This window comes from Streptomyces sp. NPDC008238, from assembly GCF_042956445.1.
In the GTDB taxonomy this organism is placed as follows: domain Bacteria; phylum Actinomycetota; class Actinomycetes; order Streptomycetales; family Streptomycetaceae; genus Actinacidiphila.
The window spans coordinates 1-23174 of record NZ_JBIBGK010000023.1; the positions used below are offsets into that span (position 1 = coordinate 1).

General features: G+C 75.2%; 23 protein-coding genes. 8 read left to right on the forward strand and 15 right to left on the reverse strand.

The features are described from left to right. Window positions 1–327: 327 nt before the first annotated feature. Window positions 328–2157 carry a glycoside hydrolase family 15 protein gene (locus tag ACFZAU_RS32260; RefSeq protein ID WP_500555099.1) on the forward strand — a complete coding sequence of 610 codons (1830 nt, stop codon included), beginning with the start codon at window positions 328–330 and terminating at the stop codon, window positions 2155–2157. Window positions 2158–2711: 554 nt separating this feature from the next. On the opposite strand, the gene ACFZAU_RS32265 is transcribed toward ACFZAU_RS32260, so the two are convergent. Further along, entirely contained in the window at window positions 2712–3380 is a 669-nt protein-coding gene (locus ACFZAU_RS32265) for a GNAT family N-acetyltransferase (protein WP_500555100.1), read from the reverse strand. A gap of 141 nt (window positions 3381–3521) precedes the next feature. Here ACFZAU_RS32265 and ACFZAU_RS32270 point away from each other — a divergent pair, with 141 nt between their 5' ends. Then, window positions 3522–4493: a DUF8832 domain-containing protein gene (locus ACFZAU_RS32270; RefSeq protein ID WP_500555101.1), complete on the forward strand. Its 972-nt coding sequence runs from the start codon at window positions 3522–3524 to the stop codon at window positions 4491–4493. 28 nt (window positions 4494–4521) lie between these two features. Here the strand turns inward: ACFZAU_RS32270 and ACFZAU_RS32275 are convergent, their stop codons facing one another. Together ACFZAU_RS32275 and ACFZAU_RS32280 are read right to left on the reverse strand one after the other, a co-directional pair. Beyond that, window positions 4522–5499 carry an alpha/beta fold hydrolase gene (locus ACFZAU_RS32275; RefSeq protein ID WP_500555102.1) on the reverse strand — a complete coding sequence of 326 codons (978 nt, stop codon included), beginning with the start codon at window positions 5497–5499 and terminating at the stop codon, window positions 4522–4524. Window positions 5500–5796: 297 nt separating this feature from the next. After that, complete coding sequence (locus ACFZAU_RS32280; protein WP_500555103.1) at window positions 5797–6639, reverse strand: prephenate dehydratase; 843 nt, start codon at window positions 6637–6639, stop codon at window positions 5797–5799. Window positions 6640–7075: 436 nt separating this feature from the next. Here ACFZAU_RS32280 and ACFZAU_RS32285 point away from each other — a divergent pair, with 436 nt between their 5' ends. After that, window positions 7076–7441: a DUF1330 domain-containing protein gene (locus ACFZAU_RS32285; RefSeq protein WP_500555104.1), complete on the forward strand. Its 366-nt coding sequence runs from the start codon at window positions 7076–7078 to the stop codon at window positions 7439–7441. Here the strand turns inward: ACFZAU_RS32285 and ACFZAU_RS32290 are convergent. After that, entirely contained in the window at window positions 7424–8368 is a 945-nt protein-coding gene (locus ACFZAU_RS32290) for a helix-turn-helix domain-containing protein (RefSeq protein WP_500555105.1), read from the reverse strand. The two genes, ACFZAU_RS32285 and ACFZAU_RS32290, sit on opposite strands and share 18 nt — an antisense overlap. Window positions 8369–8579: 211 nt before the next feature. Here ACFZAU_RS32290 and ACFZAU_RS32295 point away from each other — a divergent pair, with 211 nt between their 5' ends. Both ACFZAU_RS32295 and ACFZAU_RS32300 read left to right on the forward strand, forming a co-directional pair. Then, window positions 8580–9515 (forward strand): alpha/beta hydrolase, encoded by a 936-nt coding sequence (locus ACFZAU_RS32295; RefSeq protein WP_500555106.1) that lies wholly within the window; start codon window positions 8580–8582, stop codon window positions 9513–9515. A 40-nt stretch (window positions 9516–9555) separates the two neighbouring features. Beyond that, entirely contained in the window at window positions 9556–10221 is a 666-nt protein-coding gene (locus tag ACFZAU_RS32300) for an MBL fold metallo-hydrolase (protein ID WP_500555107.1), read from the forward strand. Between the two features lie 68 nt (window positions 10222–10289). On the opposite strand, the gene ACFZAU_RS32305 is transcribed toward ACFZAU_RS32300, so the two are convergent. Both ACFZAU_RS32305 and ACFZAU_RS32310 read right to left on the reverse strand, forming a co-directional pair. Continuing rightward, window positions 10290–10520: a hypothetical protein gene (locus tag ACFZAU_RS32305; RefSeq protein WP_500555108.1), complete on the reverse strand. Its 231-nt coding sequence runs from the start codon at window positions 10518–10520 to the stop codon at window positions 10290–10292. Further along, window positions 10460–10933, reverse strand: coding sequence for a class I SAM-dependent methyltransferase (locus tag ACFZAU_RS32310; RefSeq protein WP_500555109.1), 474 nt, complete (start codon window positions 10931–10933; stop codon window positions 10460–10462). The genes ACFZAU_RS32305 and ACFZAU_RS32310 overlap by 61 nt, the downstream gene beginning before the upstream one ends. A gap of 446 nt (window positions 10934–11379) precedes the next feature. On the opposite strand from ACFZAU_RS32310, the gene ACFZAU_RS32315 reads away from it, so the two are divergent. Beyond that, complete coding sequence (locus tag ACFZAU_RS32315) at window positions 11380–12201, forward strand: DUF1684 domain-containing protein (protein WP_500555110.1); 822 nt, start codon at window positions 11380–11382, stop codon at window positions 12199–12201. A 10-nt stretch (window positions 12202–12211) separates the two neighbouring features. On the opposite strand, the gene ACFZAU_RS32320 is transcribed toward ACFZAU_RS32315, so the two are convergent. From ACFZAU_RS32320 to ACFZAU_RS32345, 6 genes are all read right to left on the reverse strand, one after another. Continuing rightward, entirely contained in the window at window positions 12212–13495 is a 1284-nt protein-coding gene (locus ACFZAU_RS32320; RefSeq protein WP_500555111.1) for a M48 family metallopeptidase, read from the reverse strand. Window positions 13496–13603: 108 nt separating this feature from the next. Further along, window positions 13604–14980, reverse strand: a complete 1377-nt coding sequence (locus ACFZAU_RS32325) for a CoA transferase (protein ID WP_500555112.1) — start codon at window positions 14978–14980, stop codon at window positions 13604–13606. A gap of 29 nt (window positions 14981–15009) precedes the next feature. Further along, a complete protein-coding gene (locus tag ACFZAU_RS32330) occupies window positions 15010–15294 on the reverse strand; it encodes an acyl-CoA thioesterase (protein ID WP_499609568.1) in 285 nt (94 codons plus the stop codon). Further along, window positions 15209–15928 carry an acyl-CoA thioesterase gene (locus ACFZAU_RS32335; RefSeq protein WP_500555113.1) on the reverse strand — a complete coding sequence of 240 codons (720 nt, stop codon included), beginning with the start codon at window positions 15926–15928 and terminating at the stop codon, window positions 15209–15211. Before ACFZAU_RS32335 ends, ACFZAU_RS32330 begins: the two co-directional genes overlap by 86 nt. Window positions 15929–16100: 172 nt before the next feature. Then, entirely contained in the window at window positions 16101–17297 is a 1197-nt protein-coding gene (locus ACFZAU_RS32340) for a hypothetical protein (protein WP_500555114.1), read from the reverse strand. A 9-nt stretch (window positions 17298–17306) separates the two neighbouring features. Then, on the reverse strand, window positions 17307–17819 hold the full coding sequence (locus tag ACFZAU_RS32345; protein ID WP_500555115.1) for a 4-hydroxylaminobenzoate lyase: 513 nt from the start codon (window positions 17817–17819) through the stop codon (window positions 17307–17309). Window positions 17820–18032: 213 nt separating this feature from the next. On the opposite strand from ACFZAU_RS32345, the gene ACFZAU_RS32350 reads away from it, so the two are divergent. Continuing rightward, window positions 18033–19253 carry a PP2C family protein-serine/threonine phosphatase gene (locus tag ACFZAU_RS32350; RefSeq protein ID WP_500555116.1) on the forward strand — a complete coding sequence of 407 codons (1221 nt, stop codon included), beginning with the start codon at window positions 18033–18035 and terminating at the stop codon, window positions 19251–19253. A gap of 37 nt (window positions 19254–19290) precedes the next feature. On the opposite strand, the gene ACFZAU_RS32355 is transcribed toward ACFZAU_RS32350, so the two are convergent. After that, a complete protein-coding gene (locus ACFZAU_RS32355) occupies window positions 19291–19992 on the reverse strand; it encodes a nitroreductase family protein (RefSeq protein ID WP_500555117.1) in 702 nt (233 codons plus the stop codon). Between the two features lie 90 nt (window positions 19993–20082). After that, window positions 20083–20745, reverse strand: coding sequence for a TetR/AcrR family transcriptional regulator (locus ACFZAU_RS32360; protein WP_500555118.1), 663 nt, complete (start codon window positions 20743–20745; stop codon window positions 20083–20085). 266 nt (window positions 20746–21011) lie between these two features. On the opposite strand from ACFZAU_RS32360, the gene ACFZAU_RS32365 reads away from it, so the two are divergent. Continuing rightward, a complete protein-coding gene (locus ACFZAU_RS32365; RefSeq protein ID WP_500555119.1) occupies window positions 21012–21890 on the forward strand; it encodes an alpha/beta fold hydrolase in 879 nt (292 codons plus the stop codon). A 44-nt stretch (window positions 21891–21934) separates the two neighbouring features. On the opposite strand, the gene ACFZAU_RS32370 is transcribed toward ACFZAU_RS32365, so the two are convergent. Continuing rightward, window positions 21935–23167, reverse strand: coding sequence for an FAD-dependent oxidoreductase (locus ACFZAU_RS32370; RefSeq protein ID WP_500555120.1), 1233 nt, complete (start codon window positions 23165–23167; stop codon window positions 21935–21937). Window positions 23168–23174: the final 7 nt, after the last annotated feature.

Sequence of the window (23174 nt, forward strand, 5' to 3'; positions counted from 1 at the left end):
CAGATCCGACCGAGCCACCGACCCCGCAGGAACACGCGTACCCATATACACCAGCATCCCCCCACACCCCCCGACCGGCGAATCAAACACCGCACACCCCCGCACGACCGGTCGCCCGCCGCCGTGCGGGGCACACTGGAGGAATGGACGTGGCCGGCGGGACCGGTCCGCCGTGACGGGCCGGGGACATCGGGACGGCCGTGGCCGAACTCCGCCCGCGGCCCGCGGTGTTGGCGCAGCCGCCGACGGTGCTCGCGTGGCCGGCACGGGCCGCCGGGTACGGGGCCGGCCGGCCGGTCCACCGGGGCACCGTCCGTGGGAGCTGCCATGAGTTCGACCGCGATCGCCGACTACGCACTGATCTCCGACCGGCATTCCGCCGCGCTCGTCAGCCGGGACGGCTCCGTCGACTGGTTGTGCTTCCCCCGGTTCGACAGCCCCTCGGTCTTCGCGCGGCTGCTGGACGGCGCGGCCGGTCACTGGTCGGTCCGGCCGTCGGTCCCGTACGAGGCGACACGGACCTACGTGGACCGGTCCATGGTGCTGGAGACGACCTTCCGCACCGGGTCGGGGACCGTCACCCTCACCGACGCGCTGCTGACCGGCCCGGGCGGCGACGGGCACAGCCTCGGGGCGGGCGCACCACGCCTGCTGGCCCGCCGGCTGACCTGCACGGAGGGCGAGGTGCCGGTGGAGACGGAATACCGTCCGCGCCCCGAGTACGGGCTCGTGGCGCCGATCCTGTCGGGCACCGAGGGCGGGGTGACGTCGCGCGGCGGGGCCGAGTGGCTGGTGCTGACCACCCCGCACCGCATGAACCTCGCCGACGCCACGGCCCGCGGCGCCTTCACCCTGCGGGCAGGCGAGTCCGTCTGCCTCGGTCTGCACCGTTCGACGCTCGAGGAACCCCCGGCCCACGTCTGGACGCAGGACCGACTCTCCGCCCTCCTGGACTCCACGATCGCGGCGTGGCAGTCGTGGTCGGACCTGCACCAGGCCTACGACGGACCCTGGCGCGACCTGGTGCACCACAGCGGACGGGTGCTGCAGGCGCTGTCCTTCCAGCCCAGCGGTGCCATCATCGCCGCCGCGACCACCTCGCTGCCGGAGGGCGTGGGCGGCGCGCGCAACTGGGACTACCGCTACACCTGGGTCAGGGACGCCTGTCTGACGATGGAGGCCCTGTGGGTGGCGGCCTGCCCGGACGAGGCGCACGACTTTTTCGACTTCCTGGCGACGGCCGCGCCGTCGCTGGGCGAGGACCGGACGCTGCAGATCATGTTCGGCGTGGGCGGTGAACACGACCTGAGCGAGCGCACCCTCCCCCACCTGCGGGGATGGCGGGACAGCCGGCCGGTGCGGGTGGGCAACGGCGCGTGGTGCCAGCAGCAGATCGACGTCTACGGGGAACTCCTCGACGCGGTGCACCGTCTCGCGGACCAACTGGACCGGATCGACGACGACACCCGGCGCTTCCTCGTGGCCTGCGCGGACGCCGCCGCGGAGCGGTGGACCGAGAAGGACCAGGGCATCTGGGAGGTCCGTGGCGAGCCCCGCCACTTCCTGTACTCCAAGGTGATGTGCTGGACGGCGCTCGACCGGGCCGTCAGGCTCGCCGCGCCTCTCGGCGCGCCCCGCGCGAAGGTGGTGGGCTGGCGCAGGACGCGGGACGAGATCCACCGGACCGTGCTGCGCGAGGGCTGGAGCGAGGAGGCGGGCGCGTTCACGCAGTACTACGGCTCGACCGCGCTCGACGCATCGAACCTGATGATGCCGATCGTCGGTTTCCTGCCCGCCGACGACCCGCGGATCCGTGCCACCATCGACGCGACGGAGCGGGGACTGACGGACGGCGCGGGGCTGGTCTACCGTTACCGCCCCGAGGAGGGGCTCGACGGCATGGCCGGGGAAGAGGGCACCTTCCTGCTGTGCACCTTCTGGCTGGCCCAGGCGCTGGCGCTGGCGGGCCGGGCGGAGCGGGCCAGCGACGTCTTCGCCCGGGCGGCGTCGTACGTGAACGACGTGGGCCTCCTGGCGGAGGAGATCGACCCGGTCACCGGTGAACTGCTCGGCAACTTCCCGCAGGCGTTCAGCCACATCGGCCTGGTCAACGCCGCGTGGGCGATCAGTGAGGCCCGGCAGCCCATCGCCGCCTGATGCGGCGTCAGAACATGTGCGACGGCGCGGAGTCGGCCGGTGAGCGGGGGCGGGGGAGGTACGAAGCGGGCCCGGGGCCGTTTCATCGGGGGCCACTCCGGGGCCCCGGGCCGCTGATGCCATCAGACACCCGCCGGCACCTTCCTGCGAGCCGGGCTGACCCACCCGGGGTCAACCGGGCACCGGGACCAGCGGTGTGACGGGGTGTCCGGAACGCCGCGCGGCACGGCGGGGGGCGGCGCCGCACACGATCGGCGCCGGCCGGAAGGGGGGCCGGGCCGGCGCCGGATCGAAGCGGGGCCGTTCTCCTGGACCGCGGGCTCCGTGGGGGCCGGACCGCTCGTCGGTCCCCGGCGGAGTCCCGCGTCAGGTCTCCCGCACCCGGTCCAACCGTGCGGCGGACCCCGTCATTCCCCCGTCGCCGCCGCCGTCCGACGCGCCGTACTGCCCGTACCGCCGCCGTCCGGGCGCTCGTGGCGGGCGGCGATGCGGTGAGGGCCGACGCGTCGCGGACAGGCCCGGGACCGGCCGGCGTCGACCGGGAGCCGTTCCCGTCATCCCCCGCCGGGTCCGGAGCGGGGGTGCCGCCGCTCCCAGCCGTCGGCGAGCAGGCCGAACAGCAGGTCGTCGGTCCACTCGCCCTTGATCCACGAGTGGGCCGGCCGGCGGCCCTCCAGCCGGAACCCCACGCGTTCCAGCAGCCGTGCCGAGGCGCTGTTGCGGGCGTCGCACTCGGCGGACACGCGGTGCAGACCGCACTCGGTGAAGAGCCGGTCGAGCAGCGTCGTGACGGCCTCGGCGGCGTAGCCGTGGCCCTGGTGCGCGCGGGCGAGGGTGAAGCCGAGTTCGGCCTGCATCCGGTTGTCGTGCAGGCACACGCCGATGTCGCCGATCAGCTCGCCGCCGGCGACGAGCTCCACCGCGTACTGGAACCATCCGGGCTCCGCCGGATCGCCCGCCGCGAAGGCCGCGACGAGGTCCGCGGCCCTCCGGGGAGACCGGTTCGCTCCAGCCCTGGTACCGGGCGACGGCGGGATCGGAGCGGTAGGCGGCCAGGGCCGGCGCGTCGTCGGGGCGGAAGCGGCGCAGGCGCAGCCGGGAGGTCTGCGGGAACATGCCCGCGATGCTCTCATGCGACGGCGCGCCTCCCGGCGCCCCCGCACCGCCCCGTCCGTCCCGCTCTGCCGGGTACGTCGCGTTGGTGCCGGCCCTGGCGACCGCATGACGCCCGCCTGACCGATATACCCCCACCCCGTATCCCGAGAAAGCTCCCCGCGCCTTGGCACATACCCCCTGGGGGTATATGTTGGTGCCGCGCGGCCACCCGGCACGCGTCCCCGGCCACGCCGTCCACGGAGCACCCTTTGAACACCGGAGCGAAGATCACCGCGTTCGCCGTCGTCCTGGCGGCATCATTCGGCAGCGCCTACGGCGTGGGCGCGGCCCTGGACCCGGTGCGCGCCCCGGGCTCCGGCGCGAACGCGCCGGAGGCGGCGCACGCGCACGGCGGCACCGGTACCGCCAGCACCGCCAACTCCACAGGCGACGCGTCAGCGGCGCATCCCGTGGCCGGCCTGGCCGCCACCGAGGCCGGCTACACCCTCGACCTGCTCACACCGCGGGTCGGCTCCGGCCGCCCGGACCGCCTGCGCTTCGTCATACGCGACGCCGACGGCCACCCGCTCACGTCGTACCGGCGCGCCCACGAGAAGGAACTGCACCTGGTCCTCGTCTCGCGCGACCTCACCGAATACCGCCATCTGCATCCGGTCCGCGCGGCCGACGGCACATGGAGCACCGCGGTCGGCCTCCCCCGCGCCGGGGACTACCGGGTCCTCGCCGACTTCACCCCCGCCGCGGAGGGCAGCCGCGAACTGACGCTCGCCCGCGACCTGTCGGTGACCGGGGCCCACCGTCCCGCCGCCCCCGCGCCGGCCTCCCGGACCGCGACCGTCGACGGCTACACCGTGACGCTCGACGGGTCCCTGCGGTCCGGCGCCGAGCGGGAGCTCCGGCTGACGGTGACCAGGGACGGCCGCGAGGTCACGGACCTGCAGCCGTACCTCGGTGCGTACGGCCACCTCGTCGCCCTGCGCGCCGGCGACCTCGCGTACCTTCACGTGCACCCGGGCGGCACCCCCGGCGACGGCCGCACCGCGCCCGGGCCCGAGGTCTCCTTCACCGCCACGGCCCCGAGCGCGGGCACGTACCGGCTCTTCCTCGACTTCAAGCACCGGGGGACGGTGCGCACCGCCGCCTTCACGGTCACGGCCGGCGAGGGCGGGGAACACGGGCACGCCGACGCGGACGGCGGCAGCGGTGGCCACGGCCACTGACGGCGGGCGCCGTCCGCGGGCTCGCCCCTCAGGCGGAGCGACGCCGCAGGCGACGGACGCCGAACAGGGCTCCCGCACCGGCGGCCAGCGCGCCCGCGGCGACGGAGGCGAGTGCGGCGACGCCGGAACGACGCTCCGCGGAGCCGGTGTCCGCCAGCTCGGGGCGGCCGCCCTCCGCGGCGCCGGCGGCCTGGAGGATCAGGTCGGCGACGGCGTCGGGCCGCGCGATCAGTGAGACGTGGCAGGTGTCGAGCTCCACGGTGTGCGAGTGCGCGCGGCGCGCCTGGAAGCGCTCCTGCTCCGGGTTGATGGTCATGTCCTGGCGGCCGACGAGCGCCCAGGACGGGATCGTCTTCCAGGCCGCGACCTCGGCCTTCTCCGAGAACGCGGTGGTGGCCGCGGGCCGCTGAGTGACGCCCAGCAGGTTCGCCTGCCCCTCCGAAAGGCAGGCGGCGAACACCGGGTGCACCTTGTCGCGCTCGAGGTAGAGGTCGGTACCGCTGACCCCGCCGCCCGCCCGGTACGGCACGGACCTGGTGGCGGTGCCGAGTGCGCTGGGGAACCGCTCGGCCAGCGACATGCCGCTCTCGCCGACGTCGGGCATCAGCGCCGAGACGTACACCAGCGACTTCACGTGGGGGTTCCCGGCCGCGGCGGAGCTGATCACGGCGCCGCCGTAGGAGTGACCGGCCAGGACGATGGGGCCCTTGACGCTCTTCAGCACGGAGGCGACGTACTCGGCGTCGCTGTGCAGCCCGCGCAGCGGGTTGGCGGGGGCCATGACGGGATAGCCGCGGGCCTCGAGCCGCTCGATCACCCCGTTCCAGCTGGAGGCGTCCGCGAACGCCCCGTGGATCAGGACGACCGTCGGCTTCGCGCCGGCCGTGTCCCCGTCCGCGGCGGCGGGGGCCGCGGCGGACGCGCTCAGGGCCAGGGCGCAGCCGGCCGCGGCCACGTGGGCGCGACGTATGCGACGCCGGGAACGGGAATCCAGAGTTGCCGCCATGCCGTATCTCGCTTTCCTCGGGGCTCAGGGCGGGGCCCGACGGCCCCGGGCCCTACGGCACCTGAGTGTTCACGGCCCGGCGGCGACAGGCCCGGCCGCGTGTGCCGACCGGGTCACGTGCGGGGGCCGTCGGGGTGAAACCCGGCCCCGGAGGGTGTGACGTCCACGGTGCGTCACGTCACTCGGCGGCAGCGGTACGGCGGCCTTCGCCGTACCCACGGCAGGGCACGGCGACCGGAACGGCGAAGAGCGGGCATGAAGCCCTCGGGGCCCCGCCCCGTACGACCGGATCCGGCGTCAGCCGTGGTCCAGGGTGCGGTGCGGATGCGCCGGGTAGACGCCCATGATCCGCACCTCGGAGGAGAAGAACCGCAGCTCCTCCAGGGCCAGGGCCACGCTGCTCTCCTCCGGGTGGCCCTCGATCTCGATGTAGAAGCGGCTGGCCTTGAGGCCCGCGCCCACCTGGTAGCTCTCGATCTTCGTGAGGTTCACCGCGTTGCTGGAGAACCCGCCGAGCGCCTTGTAGAGCGCGCTCGGGATGTTGCGCACGGAGAAGAACAAGCTGGTCATCATCGGCGTGCCCGAGTCCTGCGGGAACGCGGCGTCGCGGGCGAGGACGACGAAGCGGGTGGTGTTGTCCGAGGTGTCCTCGACGCCGCCGCGCAGCACCTGCAGCCCGTAGAGCTCCGCGGCTCCGGGCGGGGCCAGGGCCGCGTGCCGCCGGTCGCCGAGCTCGGCGACCTCGCGGGCGGCGCCCGCCGTGTCGTCGCTGACCAGCGTCTGCCAGCCGCCCTCGCGGATGATCTTCCGGCACTGCCCCAGCGCGTGCACATGGCTGCGGACGCACGCGACGTCCTCCAGCGCGGCGCCGGGCACACCCATCAGGTCGAAGCGGATCGGCAGGAAGTACTCCGCGATGATCGACAGGTCCGCCTCGGGCAGCAGGTGGTGCACGTCCGCGACACGGCCGGCGGCCGAGTTGTCGACGGGGATCACGGCCAGGTCGGCGGTCCCCAGCGTGACCGCCTCAAGCGCCTGCTCGAAGGTCGTGCAGGGCAGCTCCCGGCTGTCGGGGTACAGCCTCTGGGCGGCGGCGGCCGAGTTCGATCCGGGTTCTCCCTGGTAGGCGATGGTCACCATGTGCGCGTCGGTATCTCCGGATCGATGGACTGTGCTGTCGGCGGGGCCGTCCTTCGCATGCTACTGCGCGGTGCCCGCCGACCCCGTACGCGTCCGAGGGCCGGACGGCCGCGGGGGTGCCCCGGGGATCCGGCCCACCCCCGCGGCAGGGTGCCCCGGGCGACCCCCACCGCCCGGGGTCGGCGGCGCGCCGCCGACAAGGTGACGAGCCGGTCGACGGCGGCCGCCACCCACTGTGCGCGGCCCCGGGCGTGGGTGGCAGTGCCCCGCCGTTCCTGGGAACACGGGGACCAGGCACGTCACCCGACAGGGCGCATCCCGGAGCCCGGGCGGCGCGTCGTGCGGCGGCCGGGCGGGCGCGTCACGTCGCCTGGTGACGGCGGCCGAAGGCCCGTGGCCGGAGGCACGCCGACGACACCCACCACGGAGGTCCGGCATGAGCACGTACCTGATCAACCACCTGCGCATCCCCGGCGGCATCCCGAACGAGGAGGGCCTGAGGTACCTGGAGCGCGTCGACGCCACCTTGCGGCCCTACGGCGGCGCATGGCTCGCGAACGGCGAGCCGACGGTGGTGGAGGGCGCATGGCCCGGCCTGGTGGTGCTGCTGGAGTTCCCCGACCGGGCCGCGGCCGAGAGCTGGTACGACTCGCCGGAGTACCGGGAGATCCTGCCGCTGCGCACCAGGAACGCGATCTCCGACCTGGTGCTGATCGACGCGGTCCCCGCGGGCTACACCGTCGCGGGCTTCGCACGGCAGGTCAGGACGGCCGCCGCCGGGACGTCAGTTCCCGAGGGCTGACGCCGGGCCGCCACCCCGGCGTGCCCGCCCCGGGGCCGTACCGTCAGGCGTCGCGTCGCCCTCCCGCGCCCCGTCGCCGCCCGGCTGCCCCGCCGTCCACGAGGCGAGGATGCGCAGGGCGTCGTACGACGGGGTGCCGGGCTCGGCGGTCAGCACCATGAGGCGCTGTCCCGAGCCGTCGGGGCTGCTCCACGTGTCGCAGTCGAGCGTGAGGTCGCCGACCACGCCGTGCCGGTAGTGCTTGGTGCCGTAGGCGGCGGTGATGACGCGGTGCTCCGCCCACCAGGCACGGAAGTCGGCGTCCCGGACCGACAACTCGCCCACCAAGCGGGCGAGTTCGGGGTCGTCCGCGTCCGCTGCGGCCTGCATGCGCAGCGCGGCCACAGCGTCGCGGGCGTCGTGCTCCCACTGCCGGTGCATGCCGCGGACGACGGGGTGGGTGAACAGCAGGTGCACGTAGTTGCGGCGGTCCGGCGGGACCTGTCCGAAGTCGGTGTAGAGGGCCGCGGCCGCGTCGTTCCAGGCCAGGACGTCCATCCGCGTGCCGAGGACGACGGCGGGCGTCGCGGTGAGCCGGTCCAGCAGGCGCCGCATCGCGGGCCTGACGCGCTGCGGCGGACGACGCCGCCGCGGATGTGCGTCGGCCTTGCCGGCCAGCTCGTACAGGTACCGCTGCTGGTCCTCGTCGAGGCGCAGTGCACGGGCGAGCGGGGCGAGGACCGCCGCCGACGCGCGTACCCGGCCCTGCTCCAGCCGCGTGTAGTAGTCGACGCTGATTGCGGCGAGTTGCGCGACCTCCTCGCGGCGCAGGCCCGCGACCTTGCGCGCGGAATCCGCCGGCGGCAGTCCGCATTCGTGCGGTGCGAGCTGTGCCCGGCGGGCCTTGAGGAAGGCTCCGAGTTCGCGAGGACCAGATGCCGCAGTCATGTGCCCCATTCTCCCGCGGGCTTCCCCGCCTGTGAGGGGGCAGGTTTCTTCCCGGGCAGGAACCCGCCTCTCCCGCCCGCCCCGGCCAGGGCGGATGGTCGGGAAGTGCCCGGCACGGAGCCGGGCCGCGGCGGGCCCGCCGGACGGGCGCGGCCCCGCGGAACACCGCACACGCGACACGAGACACGCGACACGAGACACGGAGCATCCTGTGGCCCAGACCACCGTCACCTTCGACAGCGCCGGCATCCCCCTCGCCGGCCACATCCACTCCCCCGACGCCCCCGACGCGGCGGGCCCGCGGCCCGCGATCGTCGTGGGCCACCCCGGCACCGGCGTGAAGGAGCAGACCGCGGGCCTCTACGCACGGCGCCTGGCCGAGGAGGGCTTCGTCACGCTCGCCTTCGACGCGGCCCACCAGGGCGAGAGCGGCGGCGAGCCCCGCGGCCTGGAGGACCCGGCCCAGCGCGTCGAGGACCTCAAGGCGGCCGTCTCCTACCTCACCACCCGCGAGGACGTCGACGCCGGGCGCATCGGCGCCCTCGGCATCTGCGCCTCCGGCGGCTACGTCCTTCCCGCCGCGGCCGGCGACCGGCGGATCAGGGCCGTCGCCACCGTCAGCGCGGCCGACATCTCGCGCCAGTTCCGCCTGGGGGCGGACGGCACCCAGGACGCGGCCGTGTTCGAGGGGATGCTGGAGGCCGCCGCCGCCGCGCGTACCGCCGAGGCGCGCGGCGAGGAGCCGCCCGTCCTGACCCTGTTCCCCGGCACCGCCGAACAGGCCCGCGCGCTGGGCGGGGAACACGGCGTCGAGGGCTTTGAGTACTACCGCACCCCGCGCGCCCGGCACCCCCGGTCGGCCGACTTCTTCACCTGGTCCAGCGTCGACAGGTTCGCGGCCTTCGACGCCTTCGCCGCCGTCCCCCTGATCGGCCCGCGTCCGCTGCTGATGGTCGCGGGATCCCGCGCGGTCACCGCCTGGATGAGCGTCGACGCGTTCCAGCGCGCCACCGGGCCCAAGGAGTTGCACTGGATCGAGGGCGCGAGCCACGTCGACCTCTACGACCGGGAGCAGTACGTCGGGCCCGCGGTCGAGACGCTCGCCGCGTTCTTCGCCGCGAACCTGGGCGCGGCCGCGGAGCACTGAACCGGACGACCCGGACGGCGTGTGCCGGTAGGGTCCGCGCATGCGCGAACTCGCCCGCGGCGTCTGGCACTGGCAGGCGCCGCACCCGGAGTGGACGCCCGGCGAGCGGTGGCCGCGGGAGGTGTCGTCGTCCGCGATCGACGACGGCACCCGGCTGCTCCTCTTCGACCCGCTGTCCGTACCGCCCGGACTGCTCGCGCTCGCCGCCGACCGGGAGCCGGTGGTGGTGCTCACGGCGCCCTGGCACGAGCGTGACGCGCGGCGTCTGGTCGAGCGCCTCGGCGCACCGGTGTTCACGCCGCCGCCCGACACCGCCGACGACCTCGTGCGGAAGTTCGGCGTCACGCGCGAACAGGCCGGGGACGGCAGCCCCGACCTCACCTGGCTCCGCACGGGCGGCGACGGCCCCGGCCACCTGTACGCAGCGGGCGACCGGCTCCCGGCGGGGGTCGAGGCGTTCGCCGGACGGGAGCGGAACGACCTGGTGCTCTGGGACGGCCGGGCGCGGGCCGTCGTCCCTGGCGACACCCTGGTCGACTTCGGCCGCGGCCTGCAGATCAACGACCGGTTGCGGGACGGCGTCACGCGCGAGCAGGTGGTCGAACGCCTGCGCCCACTGCTCGCCCTCCCGGTCGGGTTCGTCCTGCCCGCACACGGCGCACCGGCTGACCGGACCGCGCTGGAGCGCGCGTTGTCCCCGCTCTGACCGCAGCGGACCGGTCCGGCACGGGGGCGTTCTCCGATGCCGGCCGGGGGCCGTACCGGCCCGTGGACTCACGCGTCGCGGTGGGCGAGGAGGATCCCGCCGAGCCTGCTCTCGGCCGAGGTGAGCGTCATCTTCGCCTCGACGGTGAAACCGGCGTCGGCGAGCCGGGCCGCCATGTGGCCGGTCCGGCGGAGGTGGACGCGGACCTTCATCGGGTGGCCGCCGTAGCCCTGCGTCTTCAGGCGCGTCTCCTCGCCGACGTGGAAGGCGAGCAGGAGCGGGCCGCCCGGCCGCAGCACGCGCCGGAAGTGCGTGAGGACGGCGCCGAGCGCGTCGTCGGGGACGTGGACAGGGAGTACCAGGCGACCAGGCCCGCCGTCGAGGCGTCGGGGAGGTCGAGGTCCGTCATGGACCCGACGTCGAACCGCAGGCCGGGGTGCTCGCGCCGGGCTACCCGGACCATCGCCGGTGACAGGTCGATCCCGAAGGCGTCCACGCCCAGGCCGTGCAGGTGCGCCGTGATCCTCCCGGGTCCGCAGCCCACGTCCGCGACCGGCCCCCCGCCACCGCTCCTGACCAGGTCGGCGAAGAGCCCGAGGACCGCGCGTTCGTACGGTGTCCCGTCCAGGAGGCCGCGCACCTGGTCGGCGTAGTCCTCCGCGACGGTGTCGTAGGAGGCGCGGGTGTCCGCCAGCCAGTCGTCGGTGTCCATGGCCGGCCACGGTAGCGGGGCCGGTCGCGGCGTGCAGCGACCGCCTCGACGGGGCTGCCCGGCCGGGGCGAGGATCGTCCGCTCCCCGGTGCCCGCGCCGGAGCGCAGGCGGGTCGTCGTGGAGCCGGTCCGCCGCCTCGTCACGGACCGGCCCGTCCGCCCGCGGCGCCCGACGGTGGCCGGCAACCTCCGCACGGGCCGGGCGCGTTGACCCGCGCCGGAGGAGGCACCACCCCGTCCGGCGCAATCGCCACGCCCTCCGGCCTGCGCGGCCGGCGCGGACGGGGCAGCCTGGAGGACGGAGCCCGCCCGGTCGTCCTCGCACGCCGACCGGGTGGGCCGCTGCCGTCTGCCGGCACTGCCTCCGACGCCGGCGGGATGACTTCGCGGTCCGCGGCGGTTGTACGGAGCAGGGAGTACACCCGGCACGCGAGGGAGCAGCGGACATGACCGCGCAGGACGTCGACCGCACCGGATTCGCCGAGGACTGGGAGCACTGGCACCGCGCCAAGGAGGAGGTGCTCGCCGGTCCGCACGGCTTCCTGGCGATCACCAGTCTGCGCTGGCTCGGCCCGCGGGCCGAACGCTTCGACGACGCCCCCGGCGCCTGGTCGGCCGCCGACGGCCGTGTGGTGGTCGAGCTGGGCGACGGCGAGGAGTTGACCGTCGACGGGGCGGCCGTGCGCGGACGCCACGACTTCGGCGTCATCGCCGAGCGCGACAGCGTGTACGCCGGGTTCGGCGACGCCGTCGTCGAGGTCGCCAAGCGCGGCGGGCACGACGTGCTGCGGCCGCGCCACCCGGACAACCCACTGCGCACCGGCTTCACCGGGACGCCCGCCTACGCACCCGATCCCCGCTGGGTGCGCGAGGGCCGGTTCGTGCCCTACGACGCCCCGCGTCCGGTGACCGTGGGCGCGACGGTGGAGGGGCTGGAGCACGTCTACGACGCCCCCGGGCACGTGGAGTTCGAGGTGGACGGCGCGACGTACCGGCTCACCGTCTTCAACGGTTCCCGGCCGGGCGCCCTGATGGCCCTGTTCACGGACGCGACGTCCGGGGTGACCACCTACGCGGCGAACCGCTCCCTGCAGATCGGCCCCCCGGACGCCGAGGGACGGGTGCGCCTCGACTTCAACCGCGCGGCCAACCTGCCCTGCGCCTACACCGACCTGGCCACCTGCCCCCTCCCGCCCGCCGGCAACCGGCTTCCGTTCGCCGTCGAGGCGGGCGAGAGGATCCCCCTGGAACGCGGCGGACGGCCCTGAGCCCCGCCCCTCAGCCGCGCAGGACCTCGCGGCCCAGCCGGCGGCGGGCCGGGTCCAGCGCGGCGTCGACCTCCTTGTTCCGCGCGACGTCCAGCACGACGGCGGCGGGGTGGTGCTCCCGGCGCTCCACGGCGGCGCGGCGCAGGTGGGTCGGCGGGTGGGTCTGGTCCTCGGTGTGGCCGGTGAGGGCGGACACCCGGCGCCGGCGTTCGAACTCGTGCGGCGGGATCGACGCGACGTACTCCTTGAGCCGCTCCCAGACCGCCTCGTCCGGTTCCCGGCCGGCTCCACGTGCGGCGCGGTGGACCGTGCCGGCGGTGACGTACTGCTGGTCGAGCCAGAAGGAGACGGCGTCCCCGAGCAGCAGGACGTCCAGCATGCCCCGGGCGGCGTCCGTCGAGCCGGTCCGCGCCGCGAGGTCGTTCGCGAGGTACTCGGCCTGCTGGCTCGCTCGCAGGGTCAGGTGTGCCATGACGTGCAGGAGCAACAGCACGGCGGAGGCGGGAACGTACATGAACAGCCGTGCCGCAGTCTCCACCAGCCCCAGGCCGTGGCTGTCGTTCCGCGGACGCAGCAGCACGTACCACTCGACGAGCGTGCGCTGGGCGGAGCCTATGACGGGTGTCTCGCTGGTGTCGCCGTTGACGAAGTGACCGAACTCGTGGCCCAGCAGGCCCACCCGCTGCTGCGGGGTGAGCACCTCCCACAGTCCCAGCCCGATCGCCAGCACCTTGCGCCGGCGCAGGCCGACGGCCTCGACGGAGGCGTTGACGTGGGCGTCCACGACGACCACGTCCGCCCGTGGCGCTCCGAGGGTGTCGGCCACCTCGTCCAGCAGCTCGTACAGCGCGGGCGCGTCCGCCCGCCGCAGGTGGACGCCGTGACGAGGCATCCGCCCCAGCCGGGGACGCATCAGCCATGCCAGGCCCAACAGCAGGGCGCCCAGCACGGCGGGGATGATCGCCCGCCAGCCGGTCACCAGGAGCCACACGCCGGAGCCGGCCACCGCCAGCGTCAGCAGATGCACCAGGCCGGCGATCGCGTAGGCGCCGGCGTAGGCGGCACCCCGGCCCGGGCGCGGCGGCCGCTCCGAGGTCATCCGGGCGAACAGCTCCTCGCCGTACGCCCGTGACAGGCGCCGGCGGAGCGCGCCGACGGGACCGTCGTGCTCCTCGTCGTCCTCGTTCCCGCCCCGCACGTTCCAGTCGCACGCCGCACACCAGACGACGAACCGCTCGTCCTCCGTCAGCCGCTGCCCGCACTGCGGGCACGGTCTTCCTCCGTCGGTCTCCATGCCGCCCCTCCCCTTGATCGTCTTCGGCCGGGGCATCGTAGGGGATCGGCCAGCGGCCCTACGCGGCGGACGGCCGGGGCCGGGGCCGGGCTCACGGACGGGGTCCGGTCAGGGCTGCCGCCAGACCGCGGGATCGGTGCCCCAGCGGCCCGGCGGACGGCTCCAGTCCGCCGGGGCCCCGCGGTAGCCCAGCGGCGGCCGGGCGTGGACCAGGCGTCCGTACGCGGAGTCGACGGCGGAGAGCCAGGGGGCGGGGTCGTGGTCCTCGCCGGAAACGGCGTCACCGGGGCCGATGCCGTGGGTCAGCCAGGAGGCCGTGCCCGCCAGCGACAGCCTCAGCAGCCGGCCGCCGCCGTGCCGGCGGGAGTCGGTCAGGGCGCGCAGGACCGCCGCGGCCAGCAGGTAACCGGTGCCGTGGTCGAGGGCCTGGGCGGGGAGGACGCCGGGGCGGCCGTCCGGTCCGGCCTCGGCCGAGGCGATGCCGTAGCGCGCCTGCACGAGGCTGTCGAATCCGCGCCGCCCGGCCCACGGTCCGGAGCGCTCCCAGGCGCGGAGCTGCGCGACGACCAGTCCCGGGCGGCGCTCGCGCAGTGCCTCCGGCGCCAGTCCGTGGCGGTCCAGCGCGCCGGGGCGGTAGCCGGTCACGACCACGTCGACGGTGGCGAGGAGTTCCTCGAGGACGGTGCGGCCCGGCCCGGACAGGTCGAGCCGCGCCGACCGCTTGCCGAACCCGGTGTCGGCGTGGGCCCACTCGTCCTCCGGCAGGGAGGGGCTGTCGACCCGCAGGACGTCCGCGCCGAGCAGCGCCAGCGTGCGCGTGGCGACCGGGCCGGCGATGACCCGTGTCAGGTCGAGCACGCGGACGCCCGCCGCGGGCAGCTCCGCCGGGGGCAGGGGGCGCACCGGGGCGTCGTCGGTCCGCTCGGTCTCCACGAGGGGCTGCGCGGCGGGGCCCGGCTCCTCCCGTACGGCGACGGCCAGTCCGCCCGCCGCGTAGACGGTCTCCTCGACCTCCGCGGCCGTACGCCCGACCAGTTCGGCCGCCAGCAGTCGCGACGTTCCGTCCGCGGCGCCGCCCTCACCCGCGTCGGGGATGCCGAGGGCGGCCGTCAACCGGGCACGGTGGTGCGGGTAGTTGGCGTGGGTGCGCACCCACCCGTCCGCGGTGCGCCAGAAACCGGACAGCGCCGCGAAGGACGTGCCCGCCCGGCCGTCGATCCGCAGGTGCCGCTCGCTCACGAAGGCCGTGGCCACGGCCCCCTCGTCCACCCGCACCGGGGGCGGCGGCCCGCCGGAGCGCAGGGCCAGCAGTTCGGCGGCGGCGAGGGAGCAGACCCCGACCGTGGCCCGGGCCAGGCGGCGGACCGGCAACCGCGCGGGCAGCACGCCGCGGGCCTCCCGGTACGTCACGTGGTGGGCCGGCTCGGGGGCGCCGCCGAGGGCTTGCCAGGCGTGCGCGGTCGGGCCGTCGGGGGACTGCGGCATGACGTCCTTCCTTCCTCGGGGGCGGCGGTTCAGCGGGGCGGGCGCCGCCGGTACAGGCCCTCCTGCACGACGGAGGCGACCAGACGGCCGTCCCTGGTGAAGAACTGGCCCCTGGCCAGACCCCGGGAGGACGCGTACGTCGGGCTTTCCATGGCGAACAGCAGCCACTCGTCGGCGCGGAACGGCCGGTGGAACCACACGGCGTGGTCGAGCGAGGCGGCCTGCCGCTCACCGGGGTGGTCGGCGTAGGGCAGGCCGGCCGTCGCGAGCAGCCGGATGTCGGAGATGTACGTCAGCGCGCAGGCGTGCAGCAGCGGCCCCCCCGGGCAGCGGGGCGCGGGTGCGCACCCACAGCTGCTGGCGCGGCCCCTGCCCGATGCCGGGCAGCCCCTTGACGGGGTCGCCCACGCAGCGCGACTCGAGGACGGCCTCGAAGACGGACACGCCCCGTCCCCGCCGCCCGGACTCCCACAGTTCGGGCAGCCCTTCGGGCCCGGGCGCGTCGGGTGCGTCCGCCTGGTGCTCGTCGCCGTCCTCGGGACGGTGGAAGGAGGCGGAGAGGCTGAAGATGGCCTCGCCGTCCTGGATCGCGACCACCCGCCGGGTGGCGAAGGAGCGTCCGTCCCGGGTGCGGTCGACCTCGTAGACGATGGGGCGGTCGGTGCGGCCCGCGCGAATGAAGTAGCCGTGCAGCGAGTGGACGAGCAGGTCCGGGACGGGCGCGACGGGGGCCGCCGGAGCGGGCGCGCTTGCGGCAGGCGTGCTCGGGGCGGGCAGCGTCGACCCCGCGGCGATCAGCGACTGCGCCGCGACCTGGCCGCCGAACGCCCGCAACGGCATCCCGGCGTGGCAGGAGCCGCGGTAGAGGTTCTCCTCCAGCCGCTCCAGGGCCAGCAGTTCCGCGAACGACGTGTCCGTCTCGGCGGGATCCGGGACGTTCCGCTGCATGGGTTCACCGCCAGGGTGCGTACGGCCGGGCGCCGACCGCTCGCCCACGTGTGTGCATGACACACATGGTAGGGCCGCCGACCTGCGCGGACCCGGCGGGGGCGGGCCCAGGAGCGGGGCACGAACACGTCCGGGCGCGTCGGAGGGAGGCGGTCCGTGATCCCTCCCGCGGTCAACGGCGTTCTGCGGACCAACGGTTGAGGGTGGTGCCGTCGGAAGCCAGGGTGAGCCAGGTGCCGTCCCCGAGCGCGACGGGGTAGTCGCTCCTGCCCGTGCCCCCCTCCCCGCCGGGGTAGGCGACCGGGCCGAGCGGGCGCAGCGTGAGCGCGTCCAGCAGCCAGTGCCGCGCGGCCGCCCAGTGGTGACGGGCCTCGTAGGCGCTGGCGATCACGGTGTGCCCGTCGACGAAACCCGCGACGAAGTCCCAGGCCGGCTCGGTGCCTTCGCCGTCGTGGTCGTCGTCGCCTTCGTGCTCACCGTGGACGCCCGCGAGGTCCGCGGCGTCCCGTTCCATCAGGACGCGGCCGTCCGCGAAACGGTGCAGCAGGAGCGGGTCGTGGCCGTGCGGGGTGCTCAGGAACGCGCCGCCGCCGGGATGGACGGCGACGGGGACGCGGAAGCCGTCGCCGACCTCCTGGACGGTGAGCGCCGAGCCGTCCCAGTGGCCGGCGTAGGCCGGGGAGCCGTCCTGGCCCTGGCCCGTGCCGAGGATCATCCGGGAGCCGTCGGGGTGCGGAAGTTGGTGGGAGCCCTGGGAGCCGCCCTCGACGCGTGCGAGGCCGAGCACGGTGCCGTCCGCGGCGTCCAGGACGACCCACTGCTCGTACGAGTCGGCGGCCGGGTCCCCGTGGTCGATGTCCGGGAGGACGTGCGCCCAGACGAGCCCGCCGTCCGCGCCGACCTGGACGGACCCCCGGGCGAGGCCGGGGCACGGCGCGGGGCCGTCGTGCCGGTGGGGTCCGTCGCCCCAGCAGCCGTGCCGGTACTCCCAGCGGGTACGGCCGTCGGCGTCCAGGGCCAGCACCGAACGCTGCCCGGAGAGGACGACGAGTGCGCCGTCGGCGCTCGCCGAGCAGGCGCTGTTGCGCCACCCGGGCCAGGGGTCGGCGACGGTGGCGAGCACCGCGGGCCGGCCGGCGAAGGCGGCCTCCAGGTCGACCAGCGCGATGGCGCCGTCCTGGTGCAGCAGCGCGTGGTGCGCGCCGCCGGGATGCCGCAGCAGCGCGTGGCCGGCGGTCACCGGTCCGGCGCCGGGCAGCCGGGCCGCGCCGACCCGACGCGCGGGGACGATCAGTTGACGGCCGGGCAGCGGGTGCCGCCGCGCGTCGTCGCCGGCGGCCCGGCGACGAGGGGTTTCCACGGAGTCCACGCCCGCACCCTAGTCGCCGCCCGGCGCGCTGATGTCGTACGAGATGCGCCCGGCGGGCAGGTAGAACAGCGCGATGAGGGCGCCGCCGCGGACCTCGGGGTAGTGGTGGCTGCCGGGGGCGGGGGCGGTCCAGCCCGGGCCCTGCCAGCCGCTGGGGCCGGCCAGTTGCGCCCCGGGGTCGACGGGGGCCACGAGGTTGATCTCGCCGTAGGGGTGGGCGTGGTACTGACCCCGGTAGCGGGCCTCGGCGTTCATGTAGACCGCGGTGATGCTGAAGTACCGCGTCTCGGCGGAGGGCGGCGCGATGAGGCTGCGCCGGTAGTCCGGGCCGTCCACTTCGACGTTCGCGGCCCAGCCCTCCTCGACGCCCAGCCCGGCCAGGCGCGAGAGGTGGCCGTAGAGCTCGCCGTGCGGACCGTGGGTCGTGTTCAGCCAGTCCTCGAGTTCCTTGCCCGGGGTCCGGTTCATGACCTCGTCCAGGAACGGGACGCTGCGTTCGATCAGCTCTCGCCTGTGGTCCATCGTCCGTCCTCCTCGGTGCCCGGGGTGACCGTCGTCCCCTCGGGGTCAGCCTGCCAGCCGGTTTCGTTATCGTCAATGACTGTAACGAAACCCACCACCGCGCCGGAATCCCCAAAACATCGGTTAACGTTACATGTCCTAAATGTAACGAAACGCCCATCCAGGCCCGCTCTCCCGAAGCGAGGCGGCGGACCGGGCGAGGAGGTCAGACCCGTGCACAAGCTCGTCCGGCGTGCGGCAGGTCCCGCACCCGCCGCATCCGTCCCGGTCGCCACGAGGGCGCCCCACGGCCACCGCGCCGGGCGTCCCGCGGCGCACCGCGGGTGGAGGCCGTCCGGGACCTGGCGGGCGCTGCGGTTCTTCGAGCTGAGCGCCCCGGTCGCGCTCGTGCTGATCATCACGGGGATCGGTCTCGTCACGTCCACGAACGTGCACCTGGGGTCCCTGCTCATCGCCGCGCCCGCCCTGGCGGCGGCGATCTCCTCGGCGCGGGCCACCTGCGGGGTGGCCCTGCTGTCGCTGGCGGCGGCGGTGGTCTGCGACGTCCACGACGGCCTGCTCCGGTCCTCCGTCCTGCCGATACACCTCGCCGCCCTCCTGGTGGTCTCCGTCTTCCTCGTCGCCTTCTGCGGCACCCGCGACCGCAGCCGCCGCGAGGCGCGCCAGTTGCGGGCGATCTCCGAGGCCGCCCAGCACGTCGTCCTGCGGCCCCTCCCCCGGCGGATCGACGGCCTGAGGGTCGCCTCGGTGTACCGGGCGGCCGAGAGGATGGCCGAGGTCGGGGGCGACCTCTACGCTGCGGCTCGGACGCCGCACGGCGTCCGGCTCCTCATAGGCGACGTCAAGGGGAAGGGCCTGCGGGCACTGGACGACGCGGCGGCGCTGCTCGGCGCCTTCCGTGAGGCGGCGCACCAGCACCGCACCCTGCCCGGCCTGGCCGCGGCCCTCGAGGTCAGCGTGCGCCGGCACGTGGCCGAGGCGGCCGAGGCCGACGCGGACGCGCCCGAGCGGTTCGTCACCGCGCTCCTGGTGGAGTTCCCGGCCGGCGGGGGCCTCGTACGGACGGTCAGCTGCGGGCACCCCCCGCCGCTGCTGCTGCGGGACGGCCGCGTCACCGCCCTCGCGGGACCGGCGCCGGCGCCGCCGCTCGGACTGGCCGGCCTCGACGCCGCCGCGTACCGGGAGGACTGCTTCCCGCTCGCGCCGCGCGACCTGCTCCTGCTCTACACCGACGGCCTCGCCGAGGCCCGGGACCGCTCGGGCGCCTTCTACCCCGTCCACTCCGTGGCCGACCGCGGCATCCCCCGGGACGCCGCCGCGTGCGAACCGGAGTCGCTGCTCGACGAGGTGCTGGCGGACCTGCTCCGCCACACGGACGGGCGGCTCAACGACGACGTGGCGCTGGTGGCGGTGCGGTGCCCGCCGGCCGCCTGACGTGCGGCGGCGTCGGCCGGTGCCGCGGCGCGCCCGCTCAGGACGACGGAGGGTCGGGTTCGATGCGGGCGCCGTCGGCGTCCGGCGGCCACAGGGGCTCGGGGACCCGGGCGCCGAACGAGGCGCCCCAGCGGTTGCGCGACGAGACCTCGTGGACGGGACGCCGGTTCGCCGCGACCCCCCAGCGGCCCAGCGGGTAGCCGAAGGCCAGCATGGCGATCATCCGCCAGCCGTCCTCGGCGGGGACGCCCAGCAGTTCGCACACGGTGCCGGCCTCGTAGCGCAGCACCGTGGTGAGCACCGCGCCGATGCCCTCGGCACGCGCGGCCAGCATCGAACTCCAGATGGCCGGGTAGATGTTCGCGCCGCCGTGGTCGTCCACCGCGAAGACGAAGACCAGCAGGGGGATCTCGGTGAAGTGCTCGGTGAAGCGGTCCCCGGACTTCCTGATGCGCGCCAGGGACTCGGCGCGCAGCTCGGCGTCCTCGTGCGGCGCCGCGCCGAGCAGGCCGGCCGCGATGTCGTCGTACTCCTGCCGCCGGCAGGAGGCGTAGAGCTCGGCGAGCCGGGCCTTGAGCGCGGGGTCGTCGACGGCGAGGAAGTGCCAGCGCTGGGTGTTGCCGCCGTTGGGCGCGCGGATCGCGGCGTCCAGGATCCGGCACTGGCTGTCCAGCGAAATGGGGTCCGGCTTCATGCGGCGCATGATCCGGGTCGTGTAGAGCGCCTCGTGAACGTCCACCGGTCGGCTCCCAGGGCATGGGTGGCGGTTCCGTCGCAGGTACCCATCGTCACACGGACCCGCCGCCCGGCACGCCCGGAGCGCGGCCGGTCAGCCGGCGGGACGGGCGGCGACGGCGGGCCAGAGGGTGGCGACGACGCGGTCGGCCACGTCCGCGCCGGAACCGCCGGTGCGCAGGTAGTCGGCGAAGTAGCTGCCGAAGCAGAGCGTCACGACGGTGTCGAGGTCGACGTCCTCGCGCAGCTCACCGCGCTCGCGCAGCCGCAGCAGGGTCCGCGTCAGCTCCTCGCACCGGGGCCCCACCCCGTGCTCGCGCAGCTGTTCCAGCAGGCCGGGGGCGCGCTCGACCTCCGCCATGAAGTTGCCGTGCAGGGCCATCGCACCCCTGTTGTGGTAGCGGGGGTCGAGGCGCCGAACGGCCTCCCGGAACGCCTCGACCCCGGGCAGCGCGTCCATGTCGACGTCCGGGTACGCCTCGCGCTGGGCGCGGAAGCCGTACGCGAGCGCGTCGACGACCAGGTCGTACTTGTTGGCCCAACGCCGGTACAGCGTGGGGCGGGTGACCCCGGCGTCGGCCACGATGTCCCCGATGGTCATCTGCGAGTAGCCGTCGGCGACCAGGCGCTTGCGGGTCGCCCGGATGATCGCCTCCTCGATCGCCGGGTCCCGCGGCCGGCCACCGGCCCGCGAGCCGGCACCGCGGCCGGCCTCCCGCTCGTCCCCGGCGTTCCCGGCGCGGTCCTCGCCGCTCATCCGCGGTCCTCTCTGTGCCGGGACACGGGCCCCGTGCCGATCGATAGCGGGCATTACATTACATAAGTGTAATGTAACGACCCCTCACTTCACCATGCGGACGGCCCGCGCACCAGGGTGCGGACCCCGGACGCCGCGGGCAGCATGAACCCAACCTTGCCCTCGGCCACCCGTCGCACCGGGGGTGCCGCGCGGGGACGGCGCGGCTATCGTACCGACTGGACGGTATGAGCCGGTCCCCCGTCGCGAGCCCCCAGGAGCCACGCATGCCCCGCGCGAAGTCCAACGGAATCGAGCTCGAGTACGACACCTTCGGCAGCCCCGGCGATCCGGCGCTGCTGCTCGTCATGGGCCTCGGTGCGCAGATGACCCTGTGGCGGCCGGAGTTCTGCGCCGCGCTCGCGGACCGCGGCTTCTTCGTCGTGCGCTACGACAACCGTGACGCGGGCCTGTCGACCGGGCTCGACGAGCACCCCGTCCCGGACATCGGCGCCGTGCTGTCCGGCGACCGCTCGAACGTCCCCTACCTGCTGGCCGACATGGCCGACGACGCCGTCGGGCTGCTGGACGCGCTGGAGATCCCGGCGGCGCACGTCGTCGGCGCCTCGATGGGCGGCATGATCGCCCAGCAGCTGGTGATCGACCACCCAGGCCGGGTGCTGTCGCTGTGCTCGATCATGTCGACCACCGGCGACCGGTCGGTCGGCCGCGCCTCGGCGGAGGCCATCGCGGCGATGCCCGGCTCGAACGGCGTTCCCCTGACGCGTGAGGCCGTCATCGACGAGGGGGTGCGCCGGGCCGCCGTGATCGGCTCCCCCGGCTACCCGCAGTCCCCCGAGGAGCTGCGCGAGCGCGTGACGGCCGCGCACGACCGCGCCTACCGGCCGGAAGGCTACGTACGCCAGTACGCCGCGATCCTCGCCTCCCCCGACCGCACCCCGGGTCTGCGGGCGGTGGCGGTGCCGACGGTGGTCGTGCACGGCGAGCAGGACCCCCTGGTCGACCACAGCGGCGGCCGGGCCACGGCGGCCGCGGTCCCCGGCAGCGAACTGCTGCTGATCCCCGGCATGGGCCACGACCTGCCCGAAGAGGTGTGGCCGGCGGTCGTGGACGCGATCGTCCGCAACGCCGCCCGGGCCGCCTGACCCGCGGACGACACCACCGGCCGGCCCCGGAGGCCGGCCGGTGCCTACCGCACGCACGCCCCCGGCGGGCGCTCGCGCAGGGCGCCGTAGCCGATGAAGTACGCGGGCACCCGCTTCAGCCAGGGCGTCGAGTTGAGCAGTCCGGCGAGCCTTCCCGCCCGGTCGGCGTCGCCGAGCGGGGAGCGGCCGGCCAGCACCGGGGCGATGAAGCGGCGGTGCGCCAGCCGCTGCAGGCCCTGGGTGGCGACCGTGGTCGGCCACCGCCGGAGCTGGACGGCGCGGACGTCGCGCAGGCCGACGCTGCCGCGGCGCAGCGGCTCGACGAGGTGGCGCGCGGTGGCGACGGCGTCCTCGACCGCGAGGTTGATGCCGATCCCGAACACGGGCGACATCGCGTGGGCGGCGTCGCCGATGCACAGCAGGCCCGGGCGGTGCCAGCGCTCCAGCCGGTCGCAGCGCACGTCGAGCAGCTTAACCTCGTCCCAGGAGCGCACCGCCCGTACGCGGTCGCCCAGCCACGGCACGGCCGCCGCGAAGGCGGCGAGGAACCTGTCGAGGCCCGCCGCCCGGAGGCCCGTGTCGCTCCCCTTGGGGATCAGCGCGGCGCACTGCCAGTACTCGCCGCGGTCGATCATCGCGGTGAGGAAGCGGTCACCGACCCCGGCCACCAGCCCCTTTGGGTCGTCGGGGTGCCGCGGCACCCGGAACCACCACGCGTCCATCGGGCAGCCGAACTCCCGCAGGCCCAGCTCCGGACGGGACCGGGCGAGGGACCCGCGGCCGTCGCAGGCCACGGTCAGGGTGGCGCGCAGTTCGCCGGTGCGGCCGTCGGCGGCCCGGTAGCGCACGCCCGTGATCCGGCCGCGCTCCTCGATGAAGGAGGTCGCCTCGGTGCCCATCCGCAGGGTGAACGAGGGCTCGCGGGCCGCCTCGTCCGCCAGGAGGGCGAGCAGGTCCCACTGCGGCACCATCGCCACGTAGTTGTACGGGCCGCGCAGGGTGCCGACGTCGGAGACGGTGACCAGGGACCGGCCGGGACCGATCGGCAACTGGACGGTGGTCACGCGGCGTTGCGGCAGCGCCGCGAAGCGCTCCGCCAGGCCGAGCTCGTCCAGCAGGGTGAGGGTCGACGGGTGCACGGTGTCACCCCGGAAGTCGCGCAGGAAGTCGCCGTGCTTCTCCAGCACGGTGACGTCCACCCCCGCCCTGGCCAGCAGCAGGGCGAGCACCATCCCCGCCGGACCGCCGCCCACCACGCAGCACGTCGTCCGCTCCATCTCCCCG